This is a genomic window from Tranquillimonas alkanivorans (assembly GCF_900115595.1).
Classification (GTDB): Bacteria; Pseudomonadota; Alphaproteobacteria; order Rhodobacterales; family Rhodobacteraceae; genus Tranquillimonas; species Tranquillimonas alkanivorans.
On the sequence record NZ_FOXA01000014.1, the window covers coordinates 44,545 to 59,899 of the forward strand.

13 protein-coding genes are annotated in these 15,355 nt (G+C 64.9%); 3 read left to right on the forward strand and 10 right to left on the reverse strand.

Annotation, left to right across the window (positions count from 1 at the left end):
* Window positions 1–2: 2 nt before the first annotated feature.
* From ctaD to BM162_RS15825, 3 genes are all read right to left on the reverse strand, one after another.
* Window positions 3–2,567, reverse strand: coding sequence for a cytochrome c oxidase subunit I (gene ctaD / locus BM162_RS15815; RefSeq protein WP_093424062.1), 2,565 nt, complete (start codon window positions 2,565–2,567; stop codon window positions 3–5).
* The gene (locus tag BM162_RS15820; RefSeq protein WP_218153105.1) at window positions 2,546–3,451 is read right to left on the reverse strand and encodes a cytochrome c oxidase subunit II; all 906 of its coding nucleotides are present in this window, start codon (window positions 3,449–3,451) and stop codon (window positions 2,546–2,548) included. The genes ctaD and BM162_RS15820 overlap by 22 nt, the downstream gene beginning before the upstream one ends.
* Window positions 3,452–3,931: 480 nt before the next feature.
* Window positions 3,932–4,360 carry a MerR family transcriptional regulator gene (locus BM162_RS15825; RefSeq protein WP_093424068.1) on the reverse strand — a complete coding sequence of 143 codons (429 nt, stop codon included), beginning with the start codon at window positions 4,358–4,360 and terminating at the stop codon, window positions 3,932–3,934.
* Window positions 4,361–4,576: 216 nt separating this feature from the next.
* Between BM162_RS15825 and BM162_RS15830 the strand changes: the two genes are divergently transcribed.
* Window positions 4,577–6,883, forward strand: a complete 2,307-nt coding sequence (locus tag BM162_RS15830; protein WP_093424070.1) for a heavy metal translocating P-type ATPase — start codon at window positions 4,577–4,579, stop codon at window positions 6,881–6,883.
* 22 nt (window positions 6,884–6,905) lie between these two features.
* Window positions 6,906–7,379, forward strand: coding sequence for a DUF411 domain-containing protein (locus tag BM162_RS15835; RefSeq protein ID WP_093424074.1), 474 nt, complete (start codon window positions 6,906–6,908; stop codon window positions 7,377–7,379).
* Window positions 7,380–7,499: 120 nt separating this feature from the next.
* Here BM162_RS15835 and BM162_RS15840 read toward each other — a convergent pair whose 3' ends face one another.
* The 6 genes from BM162_RS15840 to BM162_RS15865 are packed head-to-tail and all read right to left on the reverse strand — an operon-like array spanning window position 7,500 to window position 13,457.
* Window positions 7,500–8,495 carry a cytochrome c oxidase assembly protein gene (locus BM162_RS15840; RefSeq protein ID WP_093424077.1) on the reverse strand — a complete coding sequence of 332 codons (996 nt, stop codon included), beginning with the start codon at window positions 8,493–8,495 and terminating at the stop codon, window positions 7,500–7,502.
* Window positions 8,496–8,512: 17 nt separating this feature from the next.
* Complete coding sequence (locus BM162_RS15845) at window positions 8,513–10,423, reverse strand: penicillin acylase family protein (protein WP_093424080.1); 1,911 nt, start codon at window positions 10,421–10,423, stop codon at window positions 8,513–8,515.
* Window positions 10,424–10,443: 20 nt separating this feature from the next.
* On the reverse strand, window positions 10,444–10,611 hold the full coding sequence (locus BM162_RS22865; RefSeq protein WP_093424082.1) for a hypothetical protein: 168 nt from the start codon (window positions 10,609–10,611) through the stop codon (window positions 10,444–10,446).
* Window positions 10,608–12,155 (reverse strand): apolipoprotein N-acyltransferase, encoded by a 1,548-nt coding sequence (gene lnt / locus BM162_RS15855; protein WP_093424114.1) that lies wholly within the window; start codon window positions 12,153–12,155, stop codon window positions 10,608–10,610. Before lnt ends, BM162_RS22865 begins: the two co-directional genes overlap by 4 nt.
* Before the next feature lie 32 nt (window positions 12,156–12,187).
* Window positions 12,188–12,670, reverse strand: coding sequence for a signal peptidase II (lspA, locus tag BM162_RS15860; RefSeq protein WP_093424085.1), 483 nt, complete (start codon window positions 12,668–12,670; stop codon window positions 12,188–12,190).
* A 4-nt stretch (window positions 12,671–12,674) separates the two neighbouring features.
* A complete protein-coding gene (locus BM162_RS15865) occupies window positions 12,675–13,457 on the reverse strand; it encodes a ZIP family metal transporter (protein ID WP_093424088.1) in 783 nt (260 codons plus the stop codon).
* 251 nt (window positions 13,458–13,708) lie between these two features.
* Here BM162_RS15865 and BM162_RS15870 point away from each other — a divergent pair, with 251 nt between their 5' ends.
* Window positions 13,709–14,374 (forward strand): L,D-transpeptidase, encoded by a 666-nt coding sequence (locus tag BM162_RS15870; RefSeq protein ID WP_093424091.1) that lies wholly within the window; start codon window positions 13,709–13,711, stop codon window positions 14,372–14,374.
* A gap of 471 nt (window positions 14,375–14,845) precedes the next feature.
* On the opposite strand, the gene BM162_RS15880 is transcribed toward BM162_RS15870, so the two are convergent.
* Window positions 14,846–15,355 (reverse strand): M23 family metallopeptidase (locus BM162_RS15880; protein ID WP_143096172.1); only part of this gene is annotated, 510 nt, incomplete at its 5' end.

Below are 15,355 nucleotides of genomic sequence, written 5' to 3' on the forward strand. Positions count from 1 at the left end.
CCTCATGTGAGTATGGGGAAGAGCGCGAGCGTGGTGACCGTCAGGAGCGCCGTGCCGCCCATGAAGTGCCAGTAGAGTGTGACGTTCGAGATATCGACGTCATGCGCAGGGGTCAGCCGTCCCGCAAAGGATCGGCCCAGGCAATAGCCGAGCATCAGGCCACCCACGCCTCCGTGAACCGCTGTCCAGATCGCCAGCACCCAGACCGTCGCCGGATAGACGTGTGCCGTGGGATCGAGGCCGGTGACGTAGGGTCCCCAGAGCAGTGCCGCGCTACCCGCGAGCGACGTCAGCGTCCCGGCGGCCATCAGCGCGCGTGATGTGCCGATCCGTTCGGCGCGATTTGAGATGCCACCGAAGAGCGCTGCGCCCCAGGCGAGCGCGAACATCGCGAGCGCGACACCGGGCCAGAACACGCCCGGACCGACCGCCGCCGGCGGTGGGAAATCGGCGTGTATCGTGAAGAAATAGTAGTATCCGAAGATCAGGCCGATGAAAGCCATCGCATCCCCGGTCATCGTGATGAACATCGCCCACCAGCCGATCGAGTGCGGGCCCGACTTGTAGAGCGGCAGCTTCAGGCCGAGGCCGACGTTCTTCTCCGCTTTTTCAGGGATTTCGGCAGTACCGCGCCAGAGCCAGACGATGATCGATGCGACCGAAAGGCCCATCGCGGCAAATGTTGCGGCCCACCAGTGGAAGGTGGCGAAGATGAAGACAGCTCCGGTCAGCACTGCGGCGATCATCGGCATGAAGCTCGGCCCCGGCACGCGAAGACACTGCAGTGGCTCCCCGTCGAGCACCGACGTTATAATCGTCTCGCGCTTCATTTCCTCCGCGTCGGGAAGATAGAAGCGTCCTTTGTCGACGTCGTCGATGAAATTCGGCTGCTCCCAGAGCGGGTAGCGCGTCGTTACGATTGGCACAGATCGAACGCCCCAGCTTTCGCCCGGCATCTCGGTCAGCCACTCGAGCGTCCCGGCATTCCAGGGGTTGCGCCTTGCATGAGCTTCCTTGCCGCGGGGACGTAGCACGTCCCAGACGATCACGAGAAAACCGGCGGCGAAGACGAAGGCGCCGATGCTGGAGGCGAAATTCGCCATCCCGACGCCCAGCTCCTCGGAATAGGTCCAGACGCGGCGCGCCATGCCGGCAAGTCCGGAATAATGCATCGGCAGGAAGGCGAGGTTGAACCCGGCGAACATGAGCCAGAAGGCCACCCGGCCCAGCTTGTCCGAAAGGCGCCGTCCCCCGACGATCGGCCAGTAGTAGTAGATCCCCGCCGCCAGTGGGAACAGCATGCCGCCGATCAGCACGCAATGCAGGTGGCCCACCACGAAGTAGGTGTCATGCGCCTGCCAGTCGAAAGGCACCAGCGCGACCATCACGCCCGTCAGGCCGCCGATGACGAAGATGGCCAACGCACCCGAGACGAACAGCATCGGCACCGAATAGATCACGCGTCCGGTCAGGAGCGTGGCCAGGAACACGAATATCTGCACTCCGGTCGGGATTGCCACCGCCTCGGAGGCCGCCGAGAAAAAGCCGAGCGAAATAGACGGCAGGCCCGTGGTATACATGTGGTGCACCCAGAGGCCGAAGGAGATGAAACCGGTACCCACCGCCGCGAGCACGATCCAGGAATACCCGAGGATCGGGCGCTGCGCGAACGTCGGCACGATCATCGCAACGAGCGCAACGGCGGGCAGGAACACGATGTAGACCTCCGGGTGGCCGAAAATCCAGAACAAGTGCTGCCAAAGAAGGGGGTCTCCGCCACGGCTCGGATCGAAGAACGGCCAGTCGAACATCCGCTCCAGCTCGAACAGGATGTCGCCCGCGATCAACGGCGGGAAGGCAAAAAGGATCATCCCCGCCACCACCAGCACATACCAGCCGTAGAGCGGCATCAGGTTCAGCCGCATGCCTGGCGGGCGACACTTGAGGGTCCCGACGATCAGCTCCACCGCCGCGGCAATCGACGCCACCTCGATGAACGACAGGCCGAGCAGCCAGATGTCCGGCCCGTAGCCCGGCGTGTACTGCTCGTTCGTGGTCAGCGGCGGGTACATGAACCATCCAGCATTGGGCGCGGCACCGAAGAAGATCGAACCGCAGACGAAGACGCCGCCGATGACGAAGCACCAGAACCCGAAGGCGGACAGCCGGGGAAACGGAAGGTCCCGCGCGCCCAGCATCTGCGGCAGGAGTATGATCGCAACGGCTTCGAAGATCGGCACCGCGAAAAGAAACATCATTGCCGTGCCGTGAAGGGTGTAGACTTGGTTGTAGAACGTGGCCGACAGGAAGTCGTTTTCCGGAACAGCAAGCTGCACCCGCATCATCAACGCGAGAACGCCTGCGAAGAGCATGAAGCCGAATGCCGCTGCAGTGTACCAGACACCGACCTCCGTGTTGTTGACAGCGGACCAGTACCGCCAGCTCCTCGGTGCCGCCCAGACCGTTCGGAGCCGTTCCTCCTGACCCCGGCGGACCTCCTCGTCCTCTTGATTTGGCTCTCCGGTTGCGTTGGTCCTGCGATCGGTCACTCGAGGCTCCCGAGCCATGCCGCGATCTGGGCGATCTGTTCGTTCGGCAGCATGCCGAAGGCGGGCATTTCGACGCCCGGCTTGAGGTGATCGGGAGAGGCGATGAAGGCGGCGATGTTCTCCTCCGTCGTCGGAAGCAGACCGGCGGCGATTGTGCGCCGGCTGGCGAGGTGCGTGAGGTCCGGCCCGACGTCTCCATCGGCCGGTGTGCCGCGGACCGAATGGCACGCCGCACACCCGTTCTGCAGGAAGAGATCGAGGCCTGCACTATCGACAACCGCTGCCGGTTCGGCCTGCGCCTGAACGTAGGCCTCGAACTCGCTCTCGCTTACCACCACCACGCGGAAACCCATCTGCGCATGGGCCGTGCCGCAGAATTCCGCGCAGGCCCCATTGAACACCCCAGCCTCCGTCGGCTCGAGTATGAGACGGTTCACCCGTCCGGGAATCGCGTCCATTTTCCCGGCGAGTTGCGGCACCCAAAAGGAGTGGATCACGTCCGGACTACTGAGAAGGATCTCGGTACGCTGTCCCAGCGGGATCCGGATCTCATTGGCGCTCGGGACGCCGCCCATAGGAAGGTTGCGCACCACGCCTGGATCACCCTCGACACCGTAGGCAACGCGCCACCAGAATTGTTCGCCTGAGACCGCAACCGTGGGGCCGTCGGCGGGTCGGCGGAGTTCGGGCATCATCTTGAGGCCCCAGAACAGCAGCGCGGCGAGGACGATTGTCGTGAATCCGCAGCCGCCCCAGATGATGAGTCTCAGGCCCGCCTTTTCGGAGTGCTGCTCAGGCGCGACCCGCGTTGCATAGAAACCCAGCCCGACCACGACGGCCCAGATCGCGCCCCCCCCCGCCAGCATGATCCAGAACAGCGTGAGGACGCGCTCCGCCTCCACCCCTGCCGGATCGAAAGCCGTCTGTGAGCCTTGGCAGGCCGACAACGCGAACGTGGTCGAGAGCGCCAGTCGCGTTGCAGTCATTCGGCCCTACCCTTCACCGTTGCCGCGGTTCCGTTCTGCCCTTGCGAAGGGTGGGCCTTTTCCAAATTACCCAGCCAGGCGGCGATCACGATTACCGCAGCCACCACATACATCATCGAACCGACCGACATCATGAGCAGACCGGCGAGCTGCTGATCTTCAAGGAGAAGCTTCTACAGCGGCTTTAGGTTCAAGCGGAGTTTTACGCTCTGGGCGAAAAAAGGATCATGTCCCCGCCGAGCAGGCAGATCGGCGTGCTGCCGGCGTCCCATCAGTCGGACCCCGGTCCTTCGGCCGGCCGACATCTCCCCGACACTGATGCGGCGATGTAGACGCCGCCGTGGGCGGCGAAACCGACCCGGTCCTGGGCGAGAAGCCAGACGGGCGCGACCGGCGTCAGGCGCCATCCCGACCGTGATCGGACAGACATTCCTCGTGGTCGCGAAGCACCTCCAGAACGCGGCAGTCCGCCACTTTGCCCTGACCGCACTCGCTGACCATCCGGCGCAGTTCAGTCCGCAGCGCCTCCAGCCGGGCGATCCGCGCTTCGACCCCTCGCAGTTGCCGCTGTGCCACCGCGTCTATCTGGGCGCAGGGGCATTCGGGGTTGTCGGCGAGCTCCATCAGCTCTCGAATCGCTTCGAGCGAGAAGCCGAGCTGCCGGGCGTGCCGGATGAAGGCCAGGCGGTCGAGTTCCCCATCTCCATAGCGGCGCTGTCCGCCAATGGTCCGGCCGGGCTCGGGCATGAGACCGATCTGCTCGTAGTAGCGGATCGTCTGCACCTTCGTGCCGGTTCTCTTCGCAAGCGCACCAATGGAGAGCATGACTGGCCACCTCTATCTTACCTATAGCGGCTGTAGGATGCTGGCGCCTTCCGGACAAGAGCAACATCTCTTAGCCGACGTGCCGCTCCCGCCGCGCCCATCCGAGCCACGCGGGCTGTTTTCATGTCTTCTGAGGACATGGAACTTGAACCTACAGCCGGTAGAGGTCCTATCTCTGCGACTCACAACGGAAGACGAGTCGGCAGGAGGACGGAGATGGCGGACGGCGGAGCGAGGCAGATCGAATGGCGCGTGACCGGCATGGACTGCGGGGCCTGCGCCGGCAAGGTGCGCGGCGCCGTCGAGCGGCTGCCGGGCGTCGAAGAAGTCGACGTCGCGCTCATGGCAGAGCGCCTGCGCCTGACGCTCGACGACAGCCGCACTCCTCCCGACCGGGTGGAGAAGGCGGTGCGGGCGATCGGCTTCGGCATCTCGTCAAAGGGGGCTGCGCCAGAAAAGCCGAAAGGCGGCTTCATTCTGCCCGACGGTGCGTTCCCGGCCCCAGGCGCCGCGTCTGCCGACCGGCAGCCGCCCGACGAGGAGCCGCTGCAGCAGTCCCGGCATCAGGAGGATGCGACGCCTGCCTGGTACGACACCTCCAAGGGCCGGCTTCTGCTCGGAACCGGGGTTCTGCTGGCGGCGGCCTGGGCGGTGCACCTGACGTTTTCGGAGGAGATCGCGCAGTGGGCCTTCGTGCTGGCCACGCTGATCGGCCTCGTCCCGATCGCGCGGCGGGCCTTCGCCATGGCGCGCGTGGGGATGCCCTTCACGATCGAGATGTTGATGACAATCGCCGCCGGCGGTGCCCTGGTGATCGGGGCGGCCGAGGAGGCGGCGCTGGTCGTTTTCCTCTTCGCCGTCGGCGAAATGCTCGAGGGGCTCGCCGCGAACAATGCGCGCAACGGCATCCGGGCGCTGGCGGCCCTGGTGCCGAAGACGGCACTTCTGGAAGTCGGCGGCCGGACACGCGAGGTTCCGGCGCGAAGCCTGAAGGTCGACCAGGTCGTGCTCGTCCGCCCCGGCGACCGCGTACCGGCCGACGGCGAGGTCATCGAGGGCACGTCCGGCATCGACGAAAGCCCGGTGACCGGTGAGAGCGTTCCCATCCTCAAGGAGCCGGGAAGCGAGGTTTTCGCGGGCTCCATCAACACGGAGGCCGCCCTGCGTGTACGTGTCAAAAAGACGGCAGAGGACAACACGATCTCGCGCATCGTGCGCCTCGTGGAGGAGGCTGAGAGCGCCCGCGCGCCGACCGAGCGCTTTATCGACCGGTTCAGCCGCGTCTACATGCCCGCGGTCGTGGGTGCCGCCCTGCTCGTAGCGCTTATCCCGCCGCTCGCCTTCGGGCAACCCTGGGGCGAATGGACATATCGGGCGCTGGCACTTCTTCTGATCGGCTGTCCCTGTGCACTGGTGATCTCGGTTCCCGCCTCCATCGCCTCCGCACTCTCGGCGGGAGCTCGAAACGGTCTCCTGATGAAGGGTGGTGCGGTGATCGAGGCGGCGGCACGGGTCACCCATGTCGCCTTCGACAAGACCGGCACGCTGACCCATGGACGACCGCGCGTGACAGACATCGTGCCTCTCGTCGGTTCTGAGCCCGAAGTTCTGGCGTTGGCGGCAGGCGTCGAAACGGGGGCAAGCCATCCGCTGGGCAAGGCCATTGTGGCGCGTGCAGAAGCGGGCGGCATGACCGTTCCAACCTCGACCTCGGCCCGGGCCATCCCCGGCAAGGGAGCCGAAGCGACGATCGACGGCGCAACTGTGACAGTCGGCTCACCCCGCTTGGCCGAAGAGGCCGGCGTCCTCGGCGAGGACATTCGCGCGCAGGCCGCTTCGCTCGAGGCGGAGGGCAAGACGGTGGTGCTGGTCTGGCGCGGAAACACCCCTCTTGGCCTGATCGCGCTGCGGGACGAGCCCCGGGCGGACGCGGCCGACGCCGTGCGTCAGCTCCGGGCGATGGGCATCGCGCCCGTCATGCTGACCGGTGACAACGCGCGCACGGCCGCGGCGATTTCCGACGGCCTCGGGATCGAGTACCGTGCTGGATTGCTGCCTGAGGATAAGGTGCGCGAGGTTCGGGCGCTCACGGGCGAGGCGCGGGTGATAATGGTGGGCGACGGGATCAACGATGCGCCCGCGCTCGCCGCGGCGCATGTCGGCGTGGCGATGGGCTCGGGCACCGACGTGGCGCTCGAGACCGCACATGCCGCGATTCTGCGTGACCGGGTCGGCGATGTGCCAGGCAAGATCCGCCTCGCCCGCGCGACGATGACCAACATTCGGCAGAATGTCGCGATCGCGCTCGGGCTGAAGAGCGTGTTCCTCGTGACGACGATCTTCGGGATCACCGGCCTCTGGATCGCGATCCTCGCGGATACCGGGGCAACCGTGCTCGTCACGCTCAACGCACTGCGACTGCTCGCTTTCCGCCCCGAGCGGGAAGGCCGCGTCGGTCTCGGTCGATGGGCTTCAGCGACGCCTCGCGACGTTGATACACGTGTCGCCCCCGAACAGGTATGACGAAATCACGAGGAGCACCACGATGAGAACCATCACCCGACGCCACATGCTCGCCACGGCCACAAGCTGCGCCGCACTCGCCCCGCTTGCCTCTCCGGCACAAGCCGCCGCGCCCGCGATCCACGTCGTGAGGGACCGGAACTGCGGATGCTGCACCGCCTGGGTCGACATCCTGCGCGACGCCGGCTTCGAGGTGACGACCGAGGCAAGCTACGGCACGCTGCTGATCCGTCACAAGCTGGAGAACGGCATTCCGCAGGAGATGCACTCCTGCCATACCGGCGAAATCGAGGGCTACATGGTTGAGGGCCACGTGCCGCCCGCCGACATCCGTCGTCTCCTCGCCGAGCGCCCCGATGCCGTCGGTCTTGCCGTGCCGGGCATGCCCTACGGCTCCCCCGGGATGGGGCCGGAGGACGAGCGGGAGGCATTCACCGTGTTCTTGATCCTCTCAGACGGGACGACGGAAGTCTTTACGAGGTACGACGCGGCCTGATCATGTAGGTGAGCGGCGCGACGCTGGTGTACAGCGACGCCGCTGGCAAAACTGCTATTCGCTGCGGGGCACGGGCGACCGGGCGGGCAAAAAAGCACAAAGAAGTACACCGCCTCCCGCTCATTCCCCCAGCGACAGGAGGGCAAGTGCCGTCGCCATCAAGATGGCGAACATTGACAGAACGCCAAAGGCGAGAGTGCGGCCCATCCGCTGGTTCGGCATAGCCACTTTCAAACGCAGTTCTTCTGCAGTTTCTGGAAACTCCAACGCTGCTGAGTTGGAAAATGGGCGCGCGTAGCGAGCATTCCAGCGTCGGTCCTCCGATACGTCCCAGCCGTGGATAATGAGGATGATCGCCGCGATCATGATCATCGAGGACGGGACCCAGATTATGTATCCGCCTGTGGTCTCGTCTGCCAGCGCACTAAAGCGACCGGGCCATGTGCCTGCCTGATAGCCTGCGTAGATCACGCTCTCCTTCAGTGTCGTCAGCGCTCCCAGAAGGATGTTCGACACGATGACCACGAAGCCCGACATCAGGCGTGCGCCACGCCGGGCGCCCTCGGGCGGGTCGCGCAGGTCGAGGAGAACTCCAAAGTACCAGACGCCCGCCGCTGCCATGATCAGGTGCGCTGCAACTTCGATAATGGCAATTCGCTGGGCAAGCCCATAGAGCCCCGGCACCTGCCACATGTAGAGCGCGCCTATGAGTGTCGCGGTTGCCACCGCGGGGTGGGCCAGCCATCGAGCGAACTGCCCTTGACCAACCACCGCAACCCTCTGCCGCCACGGACGCGCCAAGGCGGCAGTGAGCTGGCGCCAGGGCCGGGAGACCGCGATCAGAAACGGGCCAAGCAACCGCAGCAGAAGATGTTCGCCTTGATGGGCCGAAAAGAGGTTGTGTCCGAGCGGGGCCAGCGGTCCGTTCGTAGCCACGAGGATGCAGGCGAGGCCCAAGAAGAACATGGCCTGCCGCCATGGCGCCGGACGCGGCCCCAGCCGCCTTGGGAGCGAGAGGCCGCGCCAGTAGAGCGCTGCAGCCAGAAGGACGAGTGCGATCATGACGGGCGAGAGGACGTATCCGAAGGGATCGTAGGGGATCATGGCATCGATCATCGAGCTGGGGCGTCCTTTCAATCGGAATTGGTGCGAGGCAGTGGCGTCAATCGCGAGAGTCCCGCCGCAGCGCTTCTCGCGATGGAGAGATCCGAGGACATGTCCAGATAATCGGCCTGCTTCCACCTTGAAAAGAGATTGTCGTAGAAACGCGAAAGCGGGTGACCGGATTGCCCTGCGGGTGCGATGAAATAGGATGCCGTGTCTTCGCCGAGTGTCATCACGGCTTGGAAATTCGTGCCGCTCCTGAACTCGAAGGGATCGGTTTCTCCCGCCTCAAAGAGCGTGGACTTCTGCGTATCCGGACCTCCCGCTGCGAATGCCTTGAGATCAGCAAAGCCGTCCAGTGCGCTTCCGGGCCGGATCGCGGACCACTTCATGACCATGACGTGCTCCGATCCCCAGGCCCACGAGGACGGGTCATCACCATATCGGCGGGTGATCCAGCTCAGCGCGTCGTCGAAAGAAGCGAGGAGCATCTCGTCGCAGGTTTCTCTCCGCTCCGAGAGCCGGATGTCGCACCAGATCGCACTTCCTTCGCGGTCGCTGAGGACGGCGTGCAAGAAGTCGGGCCTCAGGCGCCTCCACAGATGATCCGCCGCAGGATACTCGTCCTGCAGAATGCGTTGCTGAAAAGCGCGGATCCAAGCCCAGAACACAAGCGGTTCGGGCGCCAGGCGCTCCATCTCGCCGTTCCAGCTTGCGAGCCGATCCAGGACCCTCGAACGAAGGGTGCTCGACGTACTGCCTTCTCCGCGTGCGGCGGGGGCATCGAACCACATTTCCCGCGCCATCAGAGGCAGAAGGATGCGGGCGACGGCGCTGATGACATCCTGCTGCACCGCCACGGCGCTTTCAATCGAATAGATGGTCTGACGCTCGTCAAGGACGCCGCGGCGAATATCCCGGAAATCTTGAGCAGGTTTGCAAGCCGGTCGAGCGCAGCGAGGCCAGGTTTCGACAGCCTGCACATCCGCCGCGACAAGCTGCAGACCGGTGAGCGGAAGGTCGGCGAGCTTCTTTACCGCGCCGCTTGCGCTGGACGACCGGGTCAGGCGGTCGAGAACTGCCAGAAATGCTTCGGCGGCGGCGTCAGGCAAGGCGGTCGCAGTAAGTTCGGACGACCTGAAGCCCCACGCAAGGTTCTCGGATCGGCCGATTAAGACGAAAGGAACGCCCGGCAGCGTGGCACCTATGACCGGGCCCGAGGGAAGCTGAAGATCAGCCAGATACCACTGCGACGGCAGCGCAAGGGGACCTGTGGCATCGGCAGCGAGGATCGGAGCACCGGAAACTGTCCGGCTTGCAGGGACCGCCCACACGTCGAGGTCCGCGTCCCGTCGATGAGAAAGAAGTCCCGGCGCATTATTCGGTCGACCTGCCGGAACCTGCACTCCCATGATCTTGCCCTCATCCGAAGAATGGGCGATCTGCAGGTTTTCCAGGAATGCGCGGACAAGTGCCAAGCTGTCGGAAGCCTCCCACGGCTGGATCGGGGCGTCGAGCATGAGCAGCTCCGGCCCTCCGCCGCCCCGGCCTCCTCTGGAAAGTTCTGATATCCATGCGTTGACGCCATCTGCGTAGGCATCAAGAGCAGCGGAGACAGGGCGGCCGAACGTCACGCGCCTCTGTCGCATCGCTTCAGCCGCGGCGGACCGCCGGGCTCTCAGCATCTGGCCAAGCCGGTCTTGTGCATGAACGAAGCCAAGTGCGAAGTAGACGTCGGCGGTGGAGGCCGCCGAAATGTGTGGAATCGCGGAAGCATCCCTGAGGATGTCGACAGGCCCCCGGATGCCCGGCACGGTGAAATCTTCGTCATAATCCGGAACAGAAGCCAGCAGCAGATATCCGACCACCGCCGTCGCCGCGACCGCGGCGGCGGCCATCGTGAGGAACACCCTCAGCGTCACGCCGAACACCGTGTTCATGACGTCCCGCTACGGCCCGCTCACCCGAAGAGACGTGCCATGGCGATCGTCACAAAGAAGCCGAGCAGGCCGAACGCGATGCCATGCGCGGCTGCGTACTGCAGAATGTCAAGGCGCTTTCCGCCCCGTCGCTTCGCCAGAAGCCCGCCCCTGATTGCGCCTCCGAAGACGCCGGCAAGTACGATCATCCGCGCTTATCCTTTCTCGCGTGTGCTTTCGGTCGCGCACCCACCGCCGTTATACCCCACAAGAAGATCCAGCACGTCGCGATGACCACCAGCAATGTCCAGTCACCAAATCGCGAATAGGGCGTCGCTGCGCGGGCACCCGGGAGCGGGGCGTCTATGATCCCTGTAGTACCGGTGTCGAGCCGCTCCAGGACCGCGCCCGTGGCGTCGATCACCGCGGAAATGCCAGTGTTCGCGGCGCGCACTACGGGCAGGCCTTCCTCGACGGCACGCATTCGGGCCGAAGCCAGATGCTGTTCGGGACCGATGCTGTTGCCGAACCAGGCATCGTTCGTGGCATTGTAGATCCAGTCGGGCCGGGCCTCGGCGTCGATCACGTGCCCGGGAAAGATGATCTCGTAGCAGATCGCCGCCGCAACCAGCGGCGCGCCGGGAAGGGCGAGCGTGCGCGGCCCCGGGCCGGGCGCGAAATCCCCGAGACCTTCCGTCATCCGCTCGAACGGGAGCCAACCGGACAGGGGAACGTACTCGCCAAACGGAACGAGATGGTGCTTGGCGTACCCGGCGAGAATGCGGCCCGAGCTGTCGTAGGCCTGCAACGCGTTGAAGTAGAGGGTACCGTCGTCGGTCTCGACGCGGTCCGGCGCCCCCGTCAGGAGCAGCGCACCGTCCGGCAGGACCCCGGCGATGCGCCTGCCTGCCGCGGCATCCTCGTCAAGGAAGCCGGGAAATGCCGTCTCCGGCCAGAGCAGGAGGTCGAACTTGCCGGGACGGTCCGAGAGGTTGAGATAGCGCGTGAGCGTGCGCTCCCGGCTTCCAGGAACCCATTTCTCATCTTGAGGAACATTGCCCTGGACGAGACGCAGATCTATTCCGGGCGCGGCTGGTGCGTCGGAGGCGATCCGGAACATGCCGGCACTCCAAGCCGCGAGCACGACGCCACCGAACATGACCAGGCTTTTTGGTCGCGCCGGTCTCTGTGCCAGAAAAGCCGCACCCGGCAAGGCGCCGGCAAAGACGGCAATGAAGCTCAGTCCATAGCTTCCGATCCAGGCGGCGGGCTGCCGCAGGGCGTCGTAGTCGACGAGGGCGTATCCGGCGAGGTTCCAGGGAAAGCCAGTCAGGAGGTGGCCGCGCAGCCACTCTGCTCCAGCCCAGCAGGTCCCGAGCAGCAGGCTGCTCGCGAGCGGCCTGTCGGCGGTAAGCCGGTTGAACTGAGCGAAGAGAACGACGGCGAGGCCCGGAAAGAACGCAAGCACGGCGGAGAGCCCTGCCACGGAGGGGATCGCAAGCATGCCGAAGCGTTCGGCATCGACATAGAAGCTCTCGGCGATCCAGGAGATGCCAAATCCGAACTGACCGAGCCCGAAACTCCAGCCGATGAGAAAGCCGCGCCAGAGGGAGACGCGCTGGACCATGACGAAGAGGCTCGAAAACGCGAGCGGAACCAGAAACAGAAGGGAAAATGGGGGGATGGCGAGAACCGACACCGCACCGGCGGCGGCCGCCAACAGCATGCGCAACGGCAGGCGCGTGCTCTGCATCCGGACGTCGTCTTCGGAGGTGGCTTTCACGATCACTCCGCACGCCGCTGTCGCGCACCCGTCGACGACGAAAAGAGCACTGCCATCGCTCCGCAGACCACGAAGACATCGGCCATGTTGAACGCCGGCCAGTGCAGGGAGCCTGCATAGACGTCGAGGAAATCGGTCACGGCGCCATGACGCAGGCGATCGGCAACATTTCCCAAGGCGCCGCCAATGATCATGCCGTAAGCAAGCGCCTCCATCCGGCTGTTCGCGCGGACAAGCGCCACGACCAGCCAGCCGCAGACTGCGAGTGCAAGAGCTGTCAAGCTCCACATTGGCGCGCCACTCAGCAAGCCGAAGGTCACGCCGTCGTTGCGCAGGAAGACAAGGTTGAATCCCGGAAAAACCGGCACACCGGCGCTCAGGGGGGCTACGTGAGCCAGGATCAAAGATTTCGTCGCCTGGTCGACCAGAAAGGCGCCAATAGCAGCGGTGGCTCCGAACGTCACGGAAAGTTTCTTCGTTTTCATTCTGTCACCCCAGCCAGACGTCGAGAAATAACATGAGGACGAGGCCGATCGAGAGGCCGAGCGTTGCCTTGTTCTGATGTCCGCTACGATGCGTCTCGGGAATGATCTCGTGGCTGATAACGTAGAGCATCGCGCCGGCCGCGAAGGCCAGTCCCCAAGGCAGAAGCGGTTGCGACAGAGCGATGATGCCCGCGCCGAGAAGGCCGCCGGCCGGTTCCACGAGCCCCGTCAGGGCGGCGATACCCCAGGCCCGACCTCTGGAATACCCTTCGCCAAGCAGCGCGACAGCGACGGCAAGTCCTTCGGGCGCGTTCTGCAGACCGATTCCGATCGCGAGCGGCATTCCTCCGGAAAGACCATCGGCCCCAAATCCCACACCAACAGCAAGTCCTTCCGGGAAGTTGTGGATCGTGATCGCGATGATGAAGAGCCAGACGCGCCGAAGCGAAGCCGCCTCCGGTCCCTCGCGTCCGGTCCTGAAGTGCTCGTGCGGGAGCTTTTCGTTCATCAGTGCAACGGCGCCCATACCCAGAAGGATGGCAACACAGACGATGGCCGCCGGAGCCGCTCCGGCGTCGTACCTGGGCTCCGCCGCATCCAGCGCAGGGATGATCAGTGAAAAGAAAGAGGCCGCCAACATGACGCCGGCCGCGAAGCCAAGGGAAAGATCTCGCGTGGCCCGGGAAGGAAGATGTCCAAGCAGTACCGGCGCCGCCCCGACTGCGGTCAGAGAGCCGGCGGCGAGGCTGCCCAGAAAGCCGAGCGCCAGGGGAGAAAGGCTTGTCATGAGCGCACCTCGGGACGCAGCCAGATCCACCTGAAATACTGCAGAGCCGGAGCGGTCGCAGGGCGATATTCACCGGTCAGTTCGCGTCGGGTAGAAGTCGCCGATGCGCATGACGCATGGCTTGCGCGTTGAAGTGTCGCAGAGGGAACTGCTGGAAAATACTGCCGTTTTATCTTCCCGTGGCGGCCTATCCTGGAGTCCTTCTCAGAGAGCAACGGAATGCGAAGAAAAGAACGGAGCAGCGCACACTCATGTTGACCAGGCGCCATTTCATTCTGACGACAGCCGCGATCTTCTCCCCGCCGATCGCGACTCCGGTGTTGGCCGCGTCGTCCTCCATGCACGAGCAATGGGCGGTTTGGGATGCTCAGGTGACGCCGCCGAACTACAATCCCGCGACGACGAACCCGTGGGGCCTGCATCCGCGGTTCTTGCCGACCCGCGTTGAGGCGCGAGACGGCCTTACCCCCGGAGACATCCACGTGGATGCCGTTGCGCGCTATCTTTATCATATCCGAGGTGACGGGACGGCAATGCGGTACGGCGTCGCCATCGGACGCGGCGGCCTTTACGAGCCCGGCACCTACACGATCCGCCGGAAAGCGAAATGGCCGAGTTGGACGCCCACGCAAGCCATGATCCGCCGGGAGCCCGAGGTCTACGCGCAGTATGCGGACGGCATGGAACCCGGACCCCAGAACGCACTGGGCTCGCGCGCGCTCTACCTCTATGTCGGCGACCGGGACACATATCTGCGCATTCATGGGACGCCCTACCCGCGCTCGATCGGCAGTCGGGCGAGCTCCGGATGCGTCCGCATGGTCATGCCGCACATCAACGACCTTTATGACGACGTCGAGACCGGTGTGACGGCGTACCTCTATCCCGCGGAGCGTGGCGCATCCTTGCAGAGCTGATCTGACGCACGGAAGCGGGCGGGGCTGACCGGCGGAGTACCCGCTGTCCCGTCCGGGCAGGCGGTCCCGGCGCCCGCCTCTGAGAGACGGCCATCGCGCAGCGGAAATGACGATCATGCAGTCAGCTCCCCGCCGTCGGCGCAACTTGGGTCCGGTTGCAGATCGGTTGCCCGTCGATGGTCCGCAGGGGCAGCATCGTGATCTCCACCGGTCCCACGTAGCGGTACCAGTAGCATCCATCCTCCGGCCTCAAGCGCACGGCCTGAAGGTTCTGGCCCGGAGCCGCAAGAGCGGCCAGTCCTTGCGGCAGTTCCTCCAGGAAACCTTGCTCAGGGTCTGCGGGCCGATCGATCGGTGCAGTACAAGCGGTCAGTGCCACAAGGGCGGCCGACAGACTCCCGCCGACTCTCAGGGGGAACGAGAGGTAGGCGGCCGATGCCGAAGCTCGGATGCGGTGCGGTCGTTGCATGTTCAGAGTTTTTCCATGGTCGTGCTGGCAACGTCGCTCGCCAGGTGCTCTTCAAGAAGCGACCGCGCACCGCTCAGCCGGACAAGTGCTGCATCGTCCTGCGCGTCGCGTTCCGCGGCCTCTGCGAGCCGCTCGTCGGAGAGTGGGTCGGTCGGCCGGCCGTCCACACGCACTTCGTAGTGCAGGTTCGGTCCGGTGGCCGTCCCCGTCGCGCCGACACGACCGATCATGTCACCGGCCATTACACGCTGCCCTTTGGCCAGTCCCTTCGGAACGGCACTGAGATGGGCATAGCGGGTCAGCGTGTCGGCACCGTGTGCGATTTCCACCACGCGACCGTAGCCGCCCCGCCACCCGATGAAGGAGATGCGGCCGGGGGCAGTTGCGCGAACGGAGGTTCCGCGGGCGGCTGCAAAATCAACGCCGGTATGCATCCGCACGTTGCCGTAGACCGGATGCTTGCGGCGGCCGAATACCGAACTCAGCCGCGCACCCTCGACCGGCTGGGCGAA